Origin of the sequence: Geodermatophilus bullaregiensis (genome assembly GCF_016907675.1) — a bacterium.
GTDB classification, from domain to species: Bacteria; Actinomycetota; Actinomycetes; order Mycobacteriales; family Geodermatophilaceae; genus Geodermatophilus; species Geodermatophilus bullaregiensis.
The window spans coordinates 3,275,692-3,294,370 of the sequence record NZ_JAFBCJ010000001.1; the positions used below are offsets into that span (position 1 = coordinate 3,275,692).

General features: G+C 76.0%; 17 protein-coding genes and 1 riboswitch. Of the genes, 12 read left to right on the plus strand and 5 right to left on the minus strand.

Annotated features, from left to right (window positions below; genetic code table 11):
* Window positions 1-68 precede the first annotated feature (68 nt).
* The 6 genes from JOD57_RS15535 (at window position 69) to JOD57_RS15560 (ending at window position 7,649) form a co-directional block, all read left to right on the plus strand.
* A complete protein-coding gene (locus JOD57_RS15535) occupies window positions 69-500 on the plus strand; it encodes a CBS domain-containing protein (protein WP_204692837.1) in 432 nt (143 codons plus the stop codon).
* Window positions 501-556: 56 nt separating this feature from the next.
* Window positions 557-1,474 (plus strand): EamA family transporter RarD, encoded by a 918-nt coding sequence (rarD, locus tag JOD57_RS15540; RefSeq protein WP_204692838.1) that lies wholly within the window; start codon window positions 557-559, stop codon window positions 1,472-1,474.
* 115 nt (window positions 1,475-1,589) lie between these two features.
* Complete coding sequence (locus JOD57_RS15545; protein WP_204692839.1) at window positions 1,590-1,922, plus strand: DUF3263 domain-containing protein; 333 nt, start codon at window positions 1,590-1,592, stop codon at window positions 1,920-1,922.
* 173 nt (window positions 1,923-2,095) lie between these two features.
* Complete coding sequence (locus JOD57_RS26950) at window positions 2,096-3,733, plus strand: LytR C-terminal domain-containing protein (RefSeq protein WP_204692840.1); 1,638 nt, start codon at window positions 2,096-2,098, stop codon at window positions 3,731-3,733.
* Window positions 3,734-3,822: 89 nt separating this feature from the next.
* Window positions 3,823-6,774, plus strand: coding sequence for an alpha/beta fold hydrolase (locus JOD57_RS15555; protein ID WP_307824717.1), 2,952 nt, complete (start codon window positions 3,823-3,825; stop codon window positions 6,772-6,774).
* Entirely contained in the window at window positions 6,774-7,649 is an 876-nt protein-coding gene (locus tag JOD57_RS15560) for an ABC transporter permease (RefSeq protein WP_204692842.1), read from the plus strand. Before JOD57_RS15555 ends, JOD57_RS15560 begins: the two co-directional genes overlap by 1 nt.
* On the opposite strand, the gene JOD57_RS15565 is transcribed toward JOD57_RS15560, so the two are convergent.
* A complete protein-coding gene (locus JOD57_RS15565) occupies window positions 7,646-8,467 on the minus strand; it encodes an HAD family hydrolase (protein WP_204692843.1) in 822 nt (273 codons plus the stop codon). The genes JOD57_RS15560 and JOD57_RS15565 overlap by 4 nt on opposite strands.
* 60 nt (window positions 8,468-8,527) lie before the next feature.
* Window positions 8,528-8,650, plus strand: a riboswitch (SAM riboswitch).
* Window positions 8,651-8,662: 12 nt separating this feature from the next.
* Between JOD57_RS15565 and thrC the strand changes: the two genes are divergently transcribed.
* The 5 genes from thrC to JOD57_RS15590 all read left to right on the plus strand — a co-directional run bounded on the left by thrC (window position 8,663) and on the right by JOD57_RS15590 (window position 13,767).
* Window positions 8,663-9,964, plus strand: a complete 1,302-nt coding sequence (thrC, locus tag JOD57_RS15570; RefSeq protein ID WP_204692844.1) for a threonine synthase — start codon at window positions 8,663-8,665, stop codon at window positions 9,962-9,964.
* 213 nt (window positions 9,965-10,177) lie between these two features.
* Window positions 10,178-10,378, plus strand: coding sequence for a cold-shock protein (locus JOD57_RS15575; RefSeq protein WP_091109274.1), 201 nt, complete (start codon window positions 10,178-10,180; stop codon window positions 10,376-10,378).
* Window positions 10,379-10,434: 56 nt separating this feature from the next.
* On the plus strand, window positions 10,435-10,857 hold the full coding sequence (locus JOD57_RS15580) for a hypothetical protein (protein ID WP_204692845.1): 423 nt from the start codon (window positions 10,435-10,437) through the stop codon (window positions 10,855-10,857).
* A gap of 218 nt (window positions 10,858-11,075) precedes the next feature.
* Complete coding sequence (gene groL, locus JOD57_RS15585; protein WP_204692846.1) at window positions 11,076-12,704, plus strand: chaperonin GroEL; 1,629 nt, start codon at window positions 11,076-11,078, stop codon at window positions 12,702-12,704.
* Between the two features lie 226 nt (window positions 12,705-12,930).
* A complete protein-coding gene (locus JOD57_RS15590; RefSeq protein WP_204692847.1) occupies window positions 12,931-13,767 on the plus strand; it encodes a DUF72 domain-containing protein in 837 nt (278 codons plus the stop codon).
* A 120-nt stretch (window positions 13,768-13,887) separates the two neighbouring features.
* Here the strand turns inward: JOD57_RS15590 and JOD57_RS26955 are convergent, their stop codons facing one another.
* Window positions 13,888-14,889 carry a Gfo/Idh/MocA family protein gene (locus JOD57_RS26955; RefSeq protein WP_204692848.1) on the minus strand — a complete coding sequence of 334 codons (1,002 nt, stop codon included), beginning with the start codon at window positions 14,887-14,889 and terminating at the stop codon, window positions 13,888-13,890.
* A gap of 38 nt (window positions 14,890-14,927) precedes the next feature.
* Here JOD57_RS26955 and JOD57_RS15600 point away from each other — a divergent pair, with 38 nt between their 5' ends.
* Entirely contained in the window at window positions 14,928-15,215 is a 288-nt protein-coding gene (locus tag JOD57_RS15600; RefSeq protein ID WP_204692849.1) for a DUF4031 domain-containing protein, read from the plus strand.
* Here the strand turns inward: JOD57_RS15600 and JOD57_RS15605 are convergent.
* From JOD57_RS15605 to JOD57_RS15615, 3 genes are all read right to left on the minus strand, one after another.
* On the minus strand, window positions 15,175-15,795 hold the full coding sequence (locus JOD57_RS15605) for an HD domain-containing protein (RefSeq protein WP_307824718.1): 621 nt from the start codon (window positions 15,793-15,795) through the stop codon (window positions 15,175-15,177). The two genes, JOD57_RS15600 and JOD57_RS15605, sit on opposite strands and share 41 nt — an antisense overlap.
* The gene (locus JOD57_RS15610; protein WP_204692850.1) at window positions 15,792-17,057 is read right to left on the minus strand and encodes an ArgE/DapE family deacylase; all 1,266 of its coding nucleotides are present in this window, start codon (window positions 17,055-17,057) and stop codon (window positions 15,792-15,794) included. Before JOD57_RS15610 ends, JOD57_RS15605 begins: the two co-directional genes overlap by 4 nt.
* Window positions 17,058-17,256: 199 nt before the next feature.
* On the minus strand, window positions 17,257-18,645 hold the full coding sequence (locus tag JOD57_RS15615) for a glucose-6-phosphate dehydrogenase (protein ID WP_204692851.1): 1,389 nt from the start codon (window positions 18,643-18,645) through the stop codon (window positions 17,257-17,259).
* Between the last annotated feature and the right edge of the window lie 34 nt (window positions 18,646-18,679).

Here is an 18,679-nt window from a genome sequence, read left to right on the forward strand (position 1 = left end):
CGCGGAGGACCGTTGTCCGCGCGGCGCGTGCGGGTGGACACTCCGGGCGCCGAGAGAGGGAGGGCCCCGTGCAGATCGCCCAGTTGCTGCGTCGCAAGGGTCCGGAGGTCGTCACCGTCGAGCCCGGGGCCAGCGTCCGCGCCGCGCTGTCCCTGCTCGCCGACCACGGGGTCGGCGCGCTCGTCGTCTCCGGCGCTGCGGGCGTCGTCGACGGGATCCTCTCCGAGCGGGACGTCGTCCGGGGGCTGCACGCCTCGGGGCCCGACGTGGTCGACGCGCCGGTGTCGGCGCTGATGACCGCCGAGGTCCGCACCTGCGTCCCGACGGCCTCGGTGCACGACCTGGCCCGGCTGATGACCGAGCACCGGGTCCGCCACGTGCCCGTCGTGGAGGACGGCCGGCTGCTCGGCATCGTCTCGATCGGCGACGTCGTCAAGGCCCGCCTCGACGAGCTCGAGGACGAGCGCGCCCACCTGGTCGACTACATCCAGACCGGGTGAGGCGCCGGTCCTGAGCGCGGCTCACGACCCCACCTGCCGGGGCGTACGGTCCGTCCGTGGACGAGCGGCGGCTGGGGACGGCGGCGGGGCTGTCGGCCTACGGGCTGTGGGGCGTCTTCCCGCTCTACTTCCCGCTGCTCGAGCCGGCCGGCGGGCTGGAGATCGTCGCCCACCGCGTCGTGTGGTCCCTGCTGTTCGTCGCCCTGCTCCTCACCGTGCTGCGCCGCTGGTCGCTGGTGCGGGCCGCCGTCACCGACCTCCGGACGATGCTCGTGCTGGCGGGGGCGTCGGTGCTCATCGCGGCCAACTGGCTGGTCTTCGTCTACGGCGTCAACTCCGGCCACGTCGTCGAGACCTCGCTCGGCTACTTCATCAACCCGCTGGTCAGCGTCCTCCTCGGCGTCGTCGTCTTCGCCGAGCGGCTGCGTCCCCTGCAGTGGACGGCGGTGGCGCTGGCCGCGGTCGCCGTCGGCGTCCTCACCGTCGACTACGGCCGGCCGCCGTGGATCGCCCTGACCCTGGCGGGCACCTTCGGCAGCTACGGCCTGCTCAAGAAGCTGGTCCGCGTCGAGGCGGCCCCCGGCCTGTTCGTGGAGACGGCGGTGGCGGTGGTGCCCGCGCTGGCCGTCCTCGGCGTGCTGCACGCCTCGGGCCAGGGGACGGCGGGCACCGCCGGCACCGGGCACCTGCTGCTGCTCCTGAGCTCCGGGATCGCCACGGCGGTGCCGCTGCTGCTGTTCGCGGCGGCCGCGCGGCGCATCCCGCTGTCCACGGTGGGCCTGCTGCAGTACCTCACGCCGCTGATGCAGCTGGCCATCGGCGTCTTCGTGTTCTCCGAGCCGATGCCCCCCGCGCGGCTGGCCGGCTTCGCCATCGTGTGGGCCGCGCTGGTCGTCCTCACCGTCGACAGCCTGCGCTCCGCCCGCGCGGCGGGGCGCCGTGCGGCCGCCGAGCGGGTGCCCGCCGCCGCGTGAGCGGGCCCGTGATCACGGATCGGGCGACCCGTGCACGGCGCGCCGCCGAGTGTCGGTACCCGGGCCTACCGTGGTCGGTGACGGCTTCCCCCCGATCGAACGGACGTCCCCGACCATGAGCCCCGACCCCACCCCCGCGGCCTCCCCGCCGGAGGGCACGGCGTCGAGCGAGGCCCCTGCACAGCCCGTGGGCCTGACCCGGCGCGAGCACGAGATGCTGGCCTTCGAGCGGCAGTGGTGGCGCCACGCCGGTGCGAAGGAGACGGCGATCCGCGAGCAGTTCGGCGTCCCCCCGACGCGGTACTACCAGGTACTGAACGCCCTGGTCGACCGGCCTGCCGCCCTGGCCGCCGACCCCCTCCTGGTCCGCCGGTTGCGGCGGCTGCGCAGCGCCCGGCGACAGCGGCGTTCGCCTCACATCCTGGGCAAGGGCTCCTCCGCCATCTAGATTTGGTCACCGTGGGCAGGCATGCGGCGTCGTTTGGTGACCAACCGGACCGGCCGGCCGCCCCGGCGGCCGGTGGCCGACGCCGTACCGACGCCCCGCCGTCGGCGCCTCCGCAGGCCTCCCCGGAGCCCGTCGCTGCGCCGTCCGGCGCCATCCCGCCCGGTGCCGCGCCGGTGCCACCCGACCTCAGCGACCACGCCACCACCCCCGGCCGCAGCCGCGCCGACCGCCGGCGCGACGCCCTGCTGGGCGGTGACGGCGACCGGCGCCGCCCGCTCACCGGCCGTCCGGCCGCGCCACCGGCCGCCGGGCGCCCGCCCGCGCCACCGGCACCGGCGCGCCCGGCCGCACCGCCGGTGGCCGCGCCCCCGGTGCCCGAGCGCCCCGCCGGGCCCGAGGTGCCCGCCGCCTGGTCACGCCCGGCGCGCGCCGGGACCCGGCCGTCCCGCGCTCCCGAGCCCGAGGCCCCGGCCGCCCGGTCCCGACCGGCCGGACCCGCACCGCTGACCCGGCCGCGGCTGCCGGTCCCGCCCGCCGGGGCGGTGCGCCCTGCCCCCGAGCCGCCGGCCCGCCCCGCCGCGCCCGGGACCACGATGGCGCCCTTCCAGGCGGTGCCGAGCCCTCAGCTCGACGCACCCGGACCCGCGGCGCCGCCCCTCGACCCCTGGGACCAGCCCGCCCGGCCCGCCGCGCGCGGCCGTGCGGCGACCGCCGCGCCGGCCCGTCCCGCGTCCGTGGAGCCAGCCCGCCCCGCGCCCGAGGAGGACCGCGGGTCCGCCGGGAACGGCCGCGCCCCCGCCGCACCGCCGTCCGCCGCCCCGCCGTCCGCCACCCCGCCCTCCGCCACCCCGCCCTCCGGCGGCGGCTCCTCGGCCTACCGCGACTGGACCCGCCCGTCCGGCCCCGGTGCCACCCCGGCCGCGGCCCCGGCCACCGAGGCGATCCCCGACCGCGAGTCCGCCCGTGCCCGGGCGGCCGCGCCGCTCACCGAGGCCATCCCCGACCGCGAGGTCGCGCGGGACCGCGCCGCCGCCCCGGCGCCCGCGCCGCTCACCGAGGCCATCCCCGACCGCGGGGTCGCCGACCGGCGCCGCGCGACCCGCGACCGCCGCGACGAGCCCGTCGCCGGCCCGCCGACCGGTCCCTCCACCGGCCCGTCCACCGGCGTGGTGGGCAGCCGCGCGGCGTCCCGGGCCGAGCGGCAGGCGATGGAGGTCGAGCGCCGCAAGGCCGCGCGCCGGGCCGGGGTCTCCCCGTCGGCGCTGCGCGGGGACGACGACGAGGAGGACCGCCCGCGCCGGCGGCGGCCCGTCCTCGCCCTGCTCGCCGTCGTCGTGGTCGCGCTCGTGGTCCTCGGCGTCTACAGCTTCACCTCCCCGGCGGCGCAGGAGACCGGGGCCACCGAACCCGCGCCGGCCACCGCGCCGGCGACCGTGGCACCTCCCTCCGGCCCGCTGCCCCCGCTGTCGGTCGACCCGCTGCCGCCGGTCGAGCAGGCGCCCACGACGCCGGTGCGGGTGCCGGTGACCGTGCTCAACGCCACCGACGTCGGCGGGCTGGCCGGCGACGTCTCCGGCGCCTTCGTCGCCGAGGGGTGGACCGCGGCCGGTGTCGGTGAGTACCAGGGCAGCGAGATCGCGACGACCACCGTCTTCTTCACCTCGGGCGACGAGACGCAGCGCCAGTCGGCCCTGCAGCTGATGGAGCTCTTCCCCGGCGTCACCGTCGGGCCCACCGTGCGCTTCTTCGAGGTCCCCGGCGTGGCCGACCCGGGTCTGGTCGTCGTCGTCACGGGCGAGTGGCGGCCCTGACCCGAGCCCGCTCCGCACGCCGCGGTCCCCTGCGGAACACCCGTGCGACGCCGTCCGTTGGCCGCAGCGTGCGCCCCGTCCGCGGGCCCGTGCGTCCCCGCCCGCGCTCCGGCGCCCGCGCGGCCCTCGGCGCCCTCACCAGCCTGCTGCTCGCCGGCACGGTCCTCGTCTCGCTGCCCGCCACGGCGGCCGCCGCCGAGGACGTGTCCACGGAGGAGGCGCGGGTGCCGTCGGGCTCCGGTGCCGACGCCGTCGAGCTCGACACCACCCTCCACCTGCCGGCGTCGGCCTCTGCGGACTCGCCCGCCCCGGCCGTCGTCTTGGCGCACGGCTTCGGCGGCAGCAAGCAGTCGGTGGCCGACGACGCCCGTGACCTGGCCGGCCGCGGCTACGTCGTCCTGACCTACTCCGCCCGCGGCTTCGGTGCGAGCACCGGGCAGATCGGCCTCGACGACCCCCGCTACGAGGTCGCCGACCTCTCCACGCTGCTCGACCTGCTGGCCGAGCGCGACGACGTCCTGCTCGACGGCGACGGCGACCCGCGGGTGGGTGTCGCCGGCGCCTCCTACGGCGGGGCGCTGTCCCTGCTCGGGGCCGCCTACGACGACCGGGTGGACGCCATCGCGCCGCAGATCACCTGGCACTCGCTGACCGCTGCGCTGTTCCCCTCGCAGACCGGCACCACCGACGCCGCCACGGTCGCGGCCACGCCGCAGGACGCCGACGCCGGCGTCTACAAGCGGCTGTGGGCCGGGCTGTTCTTCGGTGTGGGTGCCGTGCCGACCGGCGGCGGCCTGCTCGACGCGCTCGGCGGAGGGGGCGCCGGCGAGGCCGAGGACGGCGAGGACGGCGGCGACACCGGCGGCGACGGGGCGGCCGCCTCCGGCGGGACCGGTCAGGGCGTCCCGTCCTTCGACCCCTCCTCGATCGACACCTCCGCCCTCGACCCCGCGGCGGTCGAGCAGGCGCTCACCTGCGGCCGCTTCCGCGCCGACATCTGCGCCGCCTACCAGGGCGCCGCGGCCACCGGCACCCTGACGCCGGAGGTCGCCGCCGTCCTCGACCGCAGCAGCCCGGCCGCGGTGCTCGACCGGATCACCGCGCCGACCCTGCTCGTGCAGGGCACCGAGGACTCGCTGTTCGGCCTCGGCCAGGCCGACGCCAACGCCCGGGGGATCGCCGCCAACGGCACCCCGGTCAAGGTCGTCTGGTACGCCGGCGGCCACGACTCGCAGGCCTCGGAGCGCGAGACCGCCGACCTGCGCGAGCTGGTCGCCGGCTGGTTCGACTGGCACCTGCGCGACGAGGACGACCCCGCCCGCGGCGAGGACCCCGGCACCGGCTTCCGGTTCCCGGCCCCGACCGGCCTGGGCAGCGGCCTGGGCTCGGTCCAGGGCGGCTCGCAGAGCGTCGTCGCCGGCGCGTACCCGGGCCTGGACGGCGGCGAGCCGGCCGAGCGGACCGACCTCGCCCTCGACGGGCCGACGCAGCCGGTGGTCACCCCCGCCGGCGGCACCCCCGCCGCGATCACCACCGTCCCGGGGCTCGGGTCGCTGGCCTCGGCGCTCGGCGGCACCGCGGTGGAGATCCCCGGCCAGTTCGCCGCCTTCTCCACCGAGCCGCTCGCCGACGCCGTCGAGGTGGTCGGCGCGCCGACGGTCGACCTCGCCGTCGCCTCGCCCAGCGGCAGCGCGACCCTGTTCGCCAAGCTCTACGACGTCGGCCCCGACGGCGCGCAGACGCTGCCCGGCGGCGTGGTCGCCCCCCTCGCGCTCCGCGGGCTGTCGCCCGACCCGACGGCGCCGACCGAGGTCACCGTCACGCTGCCGGGCATCGTGCACCGCTTCGAGGCCGGCCACACCATGCGCGTCGTCGTCTCCTCGACCGACCAGGCCTTCGCGCTGCCGGCCGAGGCGACCGTCTACTCCGTCGCCCTCGCCGGGGCGGGCAACGGCGGCAGCACGCTCGCCGCCCCCGCCGTGCAGGGCCAGGCGCAGGCCGAGGGCGGCACCTCGCGGTGGTGGTGGCTGCTGGCCGCCGTCGTCGCGCTGGGGCTCCTCGGCCTGCTGGCCGGGTCCCTGTGGGGCCGCCGCCGGCGTCGGGTGACCAGCGCGGTCGAGCCCGACGGCGAGGACGTGCCGCTGCGCTTCGAGGGCGTGACCAAGGCCTACAAGGACGGCTTCGTCGCCGTCCGCGACCTGTCCTTCGAGGTCCGCCGCGGTCAGGTGCTCGGCCTGCTCGGCCCCAACGGCGCGGGCAAGACGACGTCGCTGCGGATGCTCATGGGGCTCATCCGCCCGAACGAGGGCCGGATCAGCGTCTTCGGCCACGCCGCCGGCCCGGGCGCCCCGGTGCTCTCGCGCCTGGGCTCCTTCGTCGAGGGCACCGGCCTGATGCCGCACCTGTCCGGCCGCGACAACCTCACGCTCTACTGGGCCGCCACCGGCCGGCCGGCCGCGGACGCGCACATGGAGGAGGCCATCGAGGTCGCCGGCCTGGGCGCGGCCATCGACCGCCCGGTGCGCCGCTACAGCCAGGGCATGCGCCAGCGGGTGGCCATCGCGCAGGCGATGCTCGGCCTGCCCGACCTGCTGGTGCTCGACGAGCCGACCAACGGCCTGGACCCGCCGCAGATCCACGCCATGCGCGCGGTGCTGCGCTCCTACGCCGCGACCGGCCGCACGGTCATCGTCTCCAGCCACCTGCTCAGCGAGATCGAGCAGACCTGCACCCACGTGGTGGTCATGGCCAAGGGGCAGAAGATCGCGCAGGGGACGGTCGAGGAGATCGTCGGCACCGGCGGCGCGGTGCTCGTGGGCCTGGCCGACGACGCCGAGGCCGACCGCGCGGCCGCCGTCCTGTCCGGGCTGCCCGGCGTCACCGTGGAGCACACCGACGAGGGCCTGGTCGCCGACCTGGGCCCGCAGACCTCGCGCGCGGCCGCGCTGCAGGCCCTCGTGGCCGCCGACGTCGCCGTCGACCAGTTCACGCCGCGGCGCCGGCTGGAGGACGCGTTCCTGGCCCTGGTGGGGGAGAACTGATGGCGAGCACCACCGAGCACGTCCAGGCCACCGGCGCGGTCGCCGGCTACCGGCCCGAGCGGACGCTGCGGCTGTCGGTCGAGCTGCGCCGGCAGTTCAAGCGGCGGCGCACCATCGGCGTGTTCGCGCTGATGATCGCCCTCCCGCTGGTGCTCATCGCCGCGCTGCAGCTGGGCGCCAGCGAGGAGGCGCAGACCAACAGCCGGATCAACCTCGTCGACGTCGCCACGTCCAGCGGCCTGAACTTCACGCTGTTCGTGCTGTTCGCGACGACGGGCTTCTTCCTGGTCGTCGTCTACGCGCTGTTCTTCGGCGACACCGTGGCCAGCGAGGCGCAGTGGGGCTCGCTGCGCTACACGCTGGCCACCCCGGTCCCGCGGTCGCGGCTGCTGCGGCAGAAGTTCGCCGCCGCGCTGGTGATGTCGGTGGCCGCGCTGCTGACCCTCGCCCTGGTCGCGGTGGTCGCCGGGGGCATCGCGTTCGGCTTCGAGGAGATCCAGACGCCGATCGGGGTGACGCTGTCGCAGGGGGAGGGGATGCTGCGGCTGGCCGGGATGCTCGGCTACCTCGCCGTGCACCTGCTCGTCGTCGGCACGCTGGCGTTCTGGCTGTCCACCGTCACCGACGCGCCGCTGGCCGCCGTCGGCGGGGCGGTGTTCACGATGTTCGTGTTCGCCATCCTCGACCAGGTCGAGCAGCTCGGGTCCATCCGCGACTGGTTCCCGACGGCGGAGGAGTTCGCCTGGACCGACCTGCTGCAGACACCGGTCGACTCCTCGGACCTCTTCCGCGGGGTGGTGCAGTCGCTGGTCTACGCCGCCGTCTTCACCGCGCTGGCGTTCCGGCACTTCGCGAGGCGCGACGTCACGTCCTAGAGGGAGGCGCGGATCGCCTGGGCCCAGCCCTCGCCCATCGCGGCCCCGGTGACGGTGACGTTCGGGACGGCGGCCAGCAGCGGCGCCATGCCGTCGACCTCGGCGCCGTTGGCGGTGATGAACAGCCGCCCGACGGCGGGTGCCATCTCCAGGTCGCTGACGCTGTCGCCGACCGCGACGGCGTCGGCGGGGTCGATCCCGCGGCGCTCGAGGTCCCAGGCGATCGCCGCGCCCTTGGTGATGCCGCGCGGCATGAGGTGGTAGACCCGCGCCAGCTGCCCCTCCGGCGCCAGTGCCAGCCGGGCCGAGGCCGGGATGGCGCCGTTGTCCTTGAGCGTCAGCCACCCGACACCCCGCTCGGCCAGCCACGCGTCGACGGCGAGCGGGTCGACGTAGCCGCGCAGCAGCGCGTCGCCCTCGTGCGTGGTGTGCCAGGGCGCGTGCCACTCCAGCCGGCCGGGGTGCGCGGCGCAGAGGTCCTCGACGACCCCGAGCTCGGCCATGACCGCCACCGGCGTCCGCCCGGCGTGCTCCGCCGGCAGCTCGCCGGTGAGCTGGTGGCGCTCCCGGCCGCCCTTCCACGTGACCAGCGACCCCAGCTCGGCGATCGCGCCGTCGGCGGCGAAGATCCGGCCCGCCTCGGTCACCTGGTCGGCGGTGCGGCCGCTGACGATGACCAGCGGGACGCCGGCGTGGTGCAGCTCCAGCAGCGCGGTGGCCGGCTCCGCGGTGGGCGCGCCGTCGACGGTGTGCCAGAACGATCCCCGCGGGCCGACCATCGTGCCGTCGAGGTCGGTGTAGACGATGCGCGCTGCCACGTCCTCAGCATGGCCGGGCCCGGGCCGGCTCCCGGGACCCGGGTAGAGTCGGCGGCGTTCCACTCATCCAGAGGGGCAGAGGGACACGGCCCGGTGAAGCCCCGGCAACCGCGCTGCGCGAGCGGCGAGAGGTGCCAATTCCGTCCCGCGCGGCTCGACGGCCCGCCGCGGGGAAGATGAGGAGGTAGTCGTCGCATGACCCTGACCGCTCCCGGATCCGTTCAGGCCGACTCCGGCGCCGGCGGCCCGGTGCCCCCGAGCCCCGCCCGAGGCCTGGTCTGTCGCAACTGCGGCGCCACCTTCGGCCTCATCGCCGAGCACGCCTGCGCGCAGTGCTTCGGCCCGCTGGAGGTCGACTACGACCCCGAGCGCATGCGCGCGGTGACGCGGGAGCAGATCGAGGCCGGCCCGCAGAACATCTGGCGCTACGCCGCCCTGCTGCCGGTGGGCCAGGACCCCGCCGACCGCGTCTCGCTCGACCCCGGCATGACGCCCCTGGTGCGCGCCGACCGGCTGGCCGCCGAGCTCGGCATCACCGGCGGGCTGTGGGTCAAGGACGACTCGGCCAACCCCACGCACTCCTTCAAGGACCGCGTGGTCAGCCTCGCGGCCACCGCCGCCAAGCGGCTGGGCTACGCCAAGATCGCCGCCGCCTCCACCGGCAACCTGGCCAACTCGGTGGCCGCGCACGCCGCCCGCGTCGGCCTGCCCTCCTACGTCTTCATCCCGGCCGACCTCGAGCCGGGCAAGGTCGTGCAGTCGGCGGTCTACGGCCAGACGCTGGTCGCCGTCGACGGCTCCTACGACGACGTCAACCGGCTGACCAGCGAGCTCGCCGAGACCGACGAGTTCGAGGACACCGCCTTCGTCAACCAGAACGTGCGGCCGTACTACGCCGAGGGCTCCAAGACGATGGGCTACGAGATCGCCGAGCAGCTCGGCTGGCGGATCCCGGCCCAGGTCGTCATCCCCATGGCGTCGGGCTCGCTGCTGACCAAGGTGGACAAGGCCTTCCGCGAGCTGGCCGCCGCCGGCATCGTCGAGGCCACCGAGTGGACGGTGTTCGGCGCCCAGTCGGCCGGCTGCGACCCGATCGCCACCGCCTTCGACAACGGCTGGGACGTCGTCAGGCCGGTCAGGCCCACCGGCATCGCCAAGTCGCTGAACATCGGCAACCCCGCCGACGGCCCCTACGCCCTCGACGCCATCCGGCGCACCGGCGGCGCGGTCGGCCGCGTGGGCGACGACGAGATCGTGCAGGGCATCCGCGACCTCGCCCGCACGACCGGCGTCTTCGCCGAGACCGCCGGCGGGGTGACCGTCGCCGTCCTGCGGCAGCTGGTCGGGGACGGGCGGCTGGACCCGACCAGGGAGACCGTCGTCCTCAACACCGGCGAGGGCCTGAAGACCCTCGACCCGCTGGAGCCGGTCGTCGGCCCCACGCACCGGGTCGAGCCCTCGCTGCGGTCGGCACGGGCGGCCGGGCTCATCGGGTAGGGGCGTGGGCGACCCGCCGGCACCGGTCCGGGCGGGTGACCGCACCCCCCGATCGGGCCACGTCCCCGGCGCCGGGTGACTGCCCAGGTGGCGCCCGCTGTTGTACGTTCTCGCGCGGTTGTCAGTTCCACGTTCGTGTCCGACGGGCGGAAGAGCTGTACCCGGCCCCCGGAACCCGGGGTCCGTCCGCACGCACGAAACGTGGGAGCACACGTGGCACAGGGCACCGTGAAGTGGTTCAACGCCGAGAAGGGCTTCGGCTTCATCGCCGTCGACGGCGGCCAGGACGTCTTCGTCCACTACTCGGCCATCCAGATGGACGGGTACAAGAGCCTCGACGAGGGCCAGCGGGTCACCTTCGAGGTCGTGCAGGGCGAGAAGGGCCCCCAGGCCGACGCGGTGCGCACCGCCTGAACCCCGATCGAGACGTGCAGCGGCCCGGTCCCCGTCGTGGGGGCCGGGCCGCCGCCGTGTCCGGGGACGGCGGGAGCCCGCCACCGAGCTGGGCGCCGGCGCTGCTCGCCGCCCACGGCGCCGTGCTGGTCCTCCTCCTCGTCGGCTCCGCCGTCCTGCACGCCACCGGGGTGCGCACCGGCGGGTCCGGCGGCACCCGGCTGGTCACCTGGGTCCTCGCGGTGGCCACCGTGGTGCTCGTGGGCCGCGCCGTCGGCCGGCGGCGGCCGCGGCGGCTGTGGTCCTGGCTGGCCGGGACCGCGGCCTGGGCGGTGCTGCCCTGGGCGTGGCTGTCGGTCGGCCTGGCCGCCGACAACCCGGAGAGCGGCTGGGTGTGGGTGCTCGGCGTCGGGTTCTCCCCGTACGGCTGGTCGTGGCTGGTCCCGCTGGCCGCGTTCGGCGCGGTCTGGACCGCCGTCCTCGCGCGGCTCTCCGACTGACCGGGGCCCCGAGAACAGCCGGCTCCCACCCCCGTTCTTGCACTCGGCAGGGGCGAGTGCCAGACTCTCGATTGGCACTCGACAGTGCCGAGTGCCAATCAGGTCGGAACGGTGAGGCACTGGAGCGCGGGCCACGTGAGCGCCCGCGGCGCCGGTGTCGTCCGTCGCGGGCGCCGGTCCCGGCCGTGCAGCGATCCATGCATGGAGGACATCACCACATGGCCAAGATGATCGCCTTCGAGGAAGAGGCGCGCCGCGGCCTCGAGCGGGGCATGAACACCCTCGCCGACGCCGTCAAGGTGACGCTCGGCCCCAAGGGCCGCAACGTCGTCCTCGAGAAGAAGTGGGGCGCTCCCACCATCACCAACGACGGTGTGAGCATCGCCAAGGAGATCGAGCTCGAGGACCCCTGGGAGAAGATCGGCGCCGAGCTGGTCAAGGAGGTCGCGAAGAAGACCGACGACGTCGCGGGTGACGGCACCACCACCGCCACCGTGCTCGCCCAGGCGCTCGTCCGCGAGGGTCTGCGCAACGTCGCCGCCGGCGCCAACCCGATGGCCCTGAAGAAGGGCATCGAGAAGGCCGTCGCCTCGGTCACCGAGTACCTGCTCTCGACGGCCAAGGACGTCGAGACCAAGGAGCAGATCGCCGCCACCGCGTCGATCTCCGCCGCCGACACCGCCATCGGTGAGCTCATCGCCGAGGCGATGGACAAGGTCGGCAAGGAAGGTGTCATCACCGTCGAGGAGAGCAACACCTTCGGCCTCGAGCTCGAGCTCACCGAGGGCATGCGCTTCGACAAGGGCTACATCTCGCCCTACTTCGTCACCGACGCCGAGCGCATGGAGGCCGTCCTCGACGACCCGTACGTGCTCGTCGTCAACTCGAAGATCAGCTCGGTCAAGGACCTGCTCCCGCTGCTGGAGAAGGTCATGCAGTCGGGCAAGCCGCTGGCCATCATCGCCGAGGACGTCGAGGGCGAGGCCCTCGCGACCCTGGTCGTGAACAAGATCCGCGGCACCTTCAAGTCGGTCGCCGTCAAGGCCCCCGGCTTCGGTGACCGCCGCAAGGCCATGCTCGCCGACATCTCCATCCTCACCGGTGGTCAGGTCATCAGCGAGGAGGTCGGCCTCAAGCTGGACAACGCCGGCCTCGAGCTGCTGGGCCGCGCCCGCAAGGTCGTCGTCACCAAGGACGAGACGACGATCGTCGAGGGCGCCGGCGACAGCGACCAGATCGCCGGCCGGGTCAACCAGATCCGCGCCGAGATCGAGAAGTCGGACTCCGACTACGACCGCGAGAAGCTGCAGGAGCGCCTGGCCAAGCTGGCCGGTGGCGTCGCCGTCATCAAGGCCGGCGCCGCGACCGAGGTCGAGCTCAAGGAGCGCAAGCACCGCATCGAGGACGCGGTGCGCAACGCCAAGGCCGCCGTCGAGGAGGGCATCGTCGCCGGTGGTGGCGTCGCTCTCGCGCAGGCCACCGCCGTCGCGTTCGACAAGCTCGAGCTCGAGGGTGACGAGGCGACCGGTGCCAACATCGTGCGCGTCGCGCTCGAGGCGCCGCTGAAGCAGATCGCCATCAACGCCGGCCTCGAGGGCGGCGTCGTGGCGGAGAAGGTCCGCAACTCCGAGACCGGCTGGGGCCTCAACGCCGCCTCCGGCGAGTACGTGGACCTGGTCGCGGCCGGCATCATCGACCCGGCCAAGGTCACCCGCTCGGCGCTGCAGAACGCCGCCTCCATCGCGGCGCTCTTCCTCACCACCGAGGCCGTCATCGCCGACAAGCCGGAGAAGTCCGCCCCGGCCATGCCGGGCGGCGACGGCGGCATGGGCGGCATGGACTTCTGAGTCCCGCCCGCTCGTAGCACGACGCACTGCCCGGCAGGGGCGGTCCCGCACCGCGGGGCCGCCCCTGTCGGCGTCTGCGGGCCCGGTCGCGGGACGAACACGCCCTGACGGCCCCCTGGACCCGCACGGGAGGGCGCTGCGCGTGTGCTGGTCCGCGTGCACGTCCCCGTCCCCACGCCGGGGGACCGCACGTGCACGCCGTGGGCGGGCCGGGTAGGCGGCGGGCGTGGCCGTGGTGATCGGGACGTCGGGGTGGCAGTACCGCGACTGGCGCGGCCGCTTCTACCCCCAGCGCATGCCCCAGCGGCTGTGGCTGGAGCACCACGCGCAGCACTTCGCCACGGTCGAGAGCAACGCCGCCTTCTACCGGCTGCCCGAGCGCGGCACCTTCGCCGCCTGGCGCGCGCGGACGCCGGCCGACTACCGCTGGGCGGTCAAGGCCAGCCGCTTCCTCACCCACGTCAAGCGGCTGCGCGAGCCCGACGAGCCCGTCGCCCGGCTGGTGCAGCACGCGGAGGGCTTAGGCGACCGCCTCGACGTCGTCCTGCTGCAGCTCCCGCCCACGCTCAGGGCCGACGCCGGCCTGCTCCGTGACTGCCTGGCCTGCTTCCCGCCGGGCGTCCGCGTGGCCGTCGAGCCGCGGCACGCGACGTGGGAGACCGACGAGGTCCGGGCGCTGCTGGAGCGCTACGGCGCGGCGCTGTGCTGGGCCGACCGCGCCGAGCGGCCGGTGACCCCGCTGTGGCGCACCACCGGCTGGGGCTACCTGCGGCTGCACACCGGCGCCGAGGGCTGGGCGTACCGTCCCGAGACCCTGCGGCTGTGGGCCGAGCGGCTGGCGGACACCTACGGGGACGGCGAGGTCCTCGTGTACCTCAACAACGACCCCGGCGGCGCGGCCGTCACCGACGCGGTCGTCCTCGCCGACGCGGTCCGCCGCACCGGCGGGACGCCGACCCGCGTGCCGACCGCCGAGCAGGCCTCCGGGCGGGCCTGGACGTCCCCGGAGGCGCCGCAGGCCGGGACGCCGCTCGCGGGAGCGGGCCCCGGCCCGCCGGAGTAGGAGGGCTCAGTCGTCGTCGGAGTCGCCGTCGCCGGAGTGGCTGCGCCGGTGCTGGCCCCGGTCGGTGCCGGCCCCGGGGGAGTCCGGTGTCATCGGCACCACACCGCGGAACGTGGAGCGTCACACAGCGAGCGCGTCGGGATCCTCCCGATGGGCGACGCCGAGCTGCTCGGCGGCGCGTCCCAGCACGTCCTGGACGGCGAGGGTGTCGGCCAGCGGCATCACCGCGCTCTCGGTGCGCCCGGCCCGGAGACACGCGGTGACCTCGGCCAGCTCGTGGGAGTAGCCGACGCCGTCGGGCCGGCGGGTGATGGTCTCCGGCCCGGCGCCGGTGCGGTGCAGGACGATGGTGTCCGGGTGGTGGAAGCGGGGGAGGACGTCGATCCAGCCGCCGGTGCCGAAGACCCGCGCCTGCCCGGGCGTCGGGTAGCGCAGCGAGGTGGTGAGCGTGGCGGTGCGGCCGTCGTCCCACCCGAGCAGCAGCGCGGCCTCGGCGTCGACCCCGGTCGGGTAGGTCGAGCCGGCGGTGGTGACGGTGTCGGGCGCGCCGAGCAGCATCTGCGCGAACGAGACGACGTACACGCCGAGGTCCAGCAGCGCCCCGCCGCCGAGCTCGAGGGCGAAGAGCCGGTCGGCGGGGTCGTAGGCGCGGTCGACGCCGAGGTCGGCCTGCACCGAGCGGACCTCGCCGATCGCGCCGTCGGCCACCAGCTCGCGCAGCGCGACGACGGCGGGCTGGAAGCGCGTCCACATCGCCTCCATGACGAAGACGCCGCGCTCGCGGGCCCGGTCGACCACCTCGGCGGCCCCTGCGGTCGTGGCGGTGAACGCCTTCTCCACCAGCAGCGCCTTGCCGGCGTCGATCGCGGCCAGGGCGACCGCGTGGTGCTGCGGGTGCGGGGTCGCGACGTAGAGGACGTCGACGTCGGGGTCCGCCAGGATCTCGGCGTAGGAGCCGTACGCGCGCTCCAGCCCGTGCTGCTGCGCGAAGGTCTCCGCGCGCTCGGCCGAGCGGGAGGCCACGGCCACCGGCTTCGCCCCCTCCACGTGCGCGAAGTCGCCCATCACGTTCTGCGCGATGCGCCCCGGCCCGACGACGCCCCAGCGGATCTCCCTGCTCACCCGGACGACGCTAGTCGGCGCCCGGCAGACTGCACTCCGTGGCCGTGCTCATCGACCCCCCGGTCTGGCCATGGCGCGGCCGCCGGTGGTCGCACCTGGTCAGCGACGTCTCCCACGACGAGCTGCACGCCTTCGTCGCCGCCGAGCTCGGCATCCCGCGCCGGGTCTTCCAGGGCGACCACTACGACGTCCCCGAGGACCTCTACGACGTCGCCGTGGCCGCGGGCGCGCAGCCGGTGGGCGCCCGCGAGCTGCTCGCCCGGCTGGTGGGCGCCGGCCTGCGCGTCAAGAGGCGCGGGACCGCAGCAGGCCGAGCTCCGCGGTGAGGTTGGCCCGCGCCCGCGGCTCCCAGTCGGTGGCCACGGCCGGCAGCCGGTAGAGCGCGGGCAGCGCCAGGAGGCGTTCCAGGACCGCGATCCGCCCGGCGGTGAAGTCCTCGTCGGACAGGTGCCCGTACTCCGCGCGCACCGCCGAGGCGTAGGCGGCGTAGGACTCCGGCGGCCCGGCCAGCACGGCGAGGTCGGCGTCGCACAGCACCGCGCCGTCCGCGTCGCCCGGCGCGGGGTCGTGCCCGGCGGTGAGCAGCACCAGCCGGGCCACCTCGTCGAGGCGCGCGGCGGGCACCAGCCCGCGCAGGCCGGCGCGCGCCCGCTCGGCGCTGACCCGCTCGTTGTCCTCGCGGCGCGGGTCGTAGACCACGTCGTGGTACCAGGCGGCCAGCGCGACGGCGGCCGGGTCGTCGGCCGCGGCGGACAGCTCCCCGACCAGGCCCAGGACGGCGGCCAGGTGGTGCAGGTCGTGGTAGCGGCGGTGCGGCTCGCTCCACGCGGCGACGACGGCGGCCCACTCGGTGCGCGCGGTGGGGGAGTCGCCGGTCAGGGCCGCGAAGTCCTCGTAGGCGATCACGCGACCCCGCAGCGGCGGAGGGTGAGCAGTGCCAGCGCCCGCGCGACGGCGGTCACCTCGGCCACCGGCACCCGCTCGGCCGGGCCGTGCGCCAGGTGCAGGTCGCCGGGCCCGAGGTGCAGTGCCGGGACGCCCGCGGCGGCGTAGAGGCGCAGGTCGGTGCCGGCGGCCACGGCGCGCTCGGGCGGCGGCGGGCCTCCCGCGTCGACGACGGCGGCACGCACCTCGCCGAGCAGCGCCGAGCCCGGCGGGAGCTCACCGCTGGCGAAGGCGCCGCCCGCCCAGGACACCTGCACCGGGTGCGCGGCCAGCCACGGGTGCCCGGCGCAGAACGCCGCGACCCGGCCCTCGAACGCGGCACGGGCGTCCCCGACCGGCTCGCCCAGCCGCACGCCGTAGCGGCCCTCGGCGACGAGCCGGTCGGGCACCGTCGACGCCCACTCCCCGGCGCGCACCGTGCCGATCGACAGCCCGAAGGGGTACCGCTCGCCGGTGAAGCGCGGGTCGGCGGTGCGCTGCCGCTCGGCCTCGAACGCGCGCAGGTCGGCGTGCACGTCGGCGAACAGCTCGACGGCGCTCACCCCGCGGTCGCGCATCGCGGCGTGCGCGGCGGCGCCGGTCACCTCCAGCCGGAAGGTCAGCGCCCCGGCCGCGGCGGTGACGACGGCGCCGTCGGTGGGCTCGGGGATGACGCAGGCGTCACCGCGGTGACCGCGGGCCAGCGTCGCCCACGCGCCGAGGCCGCCGTCCTCCTCGCCGACGACGCTGTGCACCGCCACCGGCCGGCGCAGCCGCACCCCCGCCGCCCGGACCGCGGCGAGCGCGGCCAGCGCGGAGACGAGGCCGCCCTTCATGTCGCAGGTGCCGCGGCCGTGCACGGCGCCGCCAGCCAGGCGCGGGGTGAACGGGTCGCCGGCCCACAGCGTCCGGTCGCCGGTCGGGACGACGTCGGAGTGCCCGCACAGCACCAGCGCCGGGTCGCCGTCGCCGGGCAGCGTGCCGACGACGCCCCACGCCTCCTCCCGCTGCACCTCCTGGCCCGGCGCGTCCGGGGCGGTGGCGGCCGCGGCGAGGTCGATCGCCCAGCGGTCGACGTCGCAGCCCAGCGCGTCGAGCTCACCGGCGACCAGGGACTGCACCTCGCCCTCCGCCGCCGTCCCGCCGACCGAGGGGACGGCCACCAGGCGGCACAGCAGGTCGACGGCGGCGGCCTCGTCGACGGCGTCCAGGACGGCGGCCTCGGTGCGGGTCAGGTCGGCCACGGCCGGAGTCTGACACCCCGCGATCGGCGTGTGTGAGCGCCGCGGGAGGGGTACGGTCGGAACCGTCCGGGCCGGGCGACTCTGTGTCCCCGGGTGCCAATTGGATACCGCCGTTGTGGACCACCGCCCCGACTCCGGTCGGGGGTCCGGAGCCGCATCGTGCTTCTCGCCGCGAGGCGACCAGAGCCCGGCCCGGACCTCAGCTCCCCAGCGCCCACCCGCACGGGTCGGCCAGCGCGGCGGCCTGCGCCGGCCCCCACGAGCCGGGCGCGTAGGGCCGCAGCTCCGGCGGGTCGTCGAGCACCGGCTGCACCGCCCGCCAGGCCTGCGCCAGCCCCGCGCTGGTGGTGAACAGCGACCGGTCGCCGACCAGCACGTCGTGGATGAGCGAGGCGTAGGCCGGCAGCGGCTCCCCGCCGGGGACGGACGCCAGGTCCAGCGAGGTGCCGGCGACCGCCAGCTCCAGGTCCGGACCGGGGCGCTTGGCCACCAGCCCGAGGTCGAGCGCCCCGGCCCCTGACAGCGACAGCGACACGGTGTTCCCGCCGCCGGGCAGGGCGCCCACCGGCCCGTCGGGACGCCGCATCACCAGCGTCACCTTCTGGTGCCCCTCGGCCATGCGCTTGCCGGTGCGCAGCAGGAACGGGACGCCGTGCCAGCGGTCGGTGTCGACCCACAGCCGCGCCGCGACGAAGGTGTCGGTGCGGCTGTCGCCGGCGACGTCGTCGAGGTCGCGGTAGCCCTCGAACTGGCCGAGGACGACGTCCTCGGGCGCCAGCGGCCGGAACGCGGCCAGCACCGCCTCGCGGGCCTCCTGCAGGTCGGCCGGCGTCAGCGAGACCGGCGGTTCCATGGCCACCTCCGCGGCCACCTGGAACAGGTGGGTGACCAGCATGTCGAGGACGGCGCCGGTGGCGTCGTAGAACTCCGCGCGGTCGGCGACGTCGAGGGTCTCGGGGACGTCGACCTGCACCTGCGCCACGTGCTCGCGGCTCCACACCGAGGAGAACAGGCCGTTGGCGAAGCGCAGGACGTGCAGGTCCTGGGTGCCCTCCTTGCCGAGGAAGTGGTCGATGCGGAACACCTGCTCCTCGTCGAACACCGAGTGCACGAGCTCGTCGAGCTCGCGGAACCCGCCGGGAGAGGTGCCGTAGGGCTTCTCGTAGACGACGCGGCTGCCCTCCGCCAGGCCGTGGCGGTCCAGGGCGCGCGTGATCCCCTCGAAGGCGCCGGGCGGGACGGCGAGGTAGTGCACCAGCTGAGCGCCGTCCCCGAGCTCCTCCCGCGCCTGCGCGACCGCGTCGGCGAGCTGCCCGGGGTCCTCGGGCGTGAAGCCGCCGCCGGCGAAGCGCAGCCGGTCGGTCAGCCCGTCGGCCGGCGCGCCGTCGCCGTGCTCGGCCAGCGCGTCGCGGACCAGCTGCCGGAAGTCGTCGTCGGACCGCTCGCCGCGGCCGCTGCCGACCAGCCGCCAGTCCCGGGGCAGCAGCCCCCGGCGGTCGAGCCGGTCGAAGGCCGGCAGCACCATGCGCGCGGCCAGGTCGCCGGTGGCGCCGAAGAGGACGAAGACGGTCGGGGGCAGCTCGGGCACGGGGGCTCCTCTCGTCGTCCCCCAGCCTTCCCGC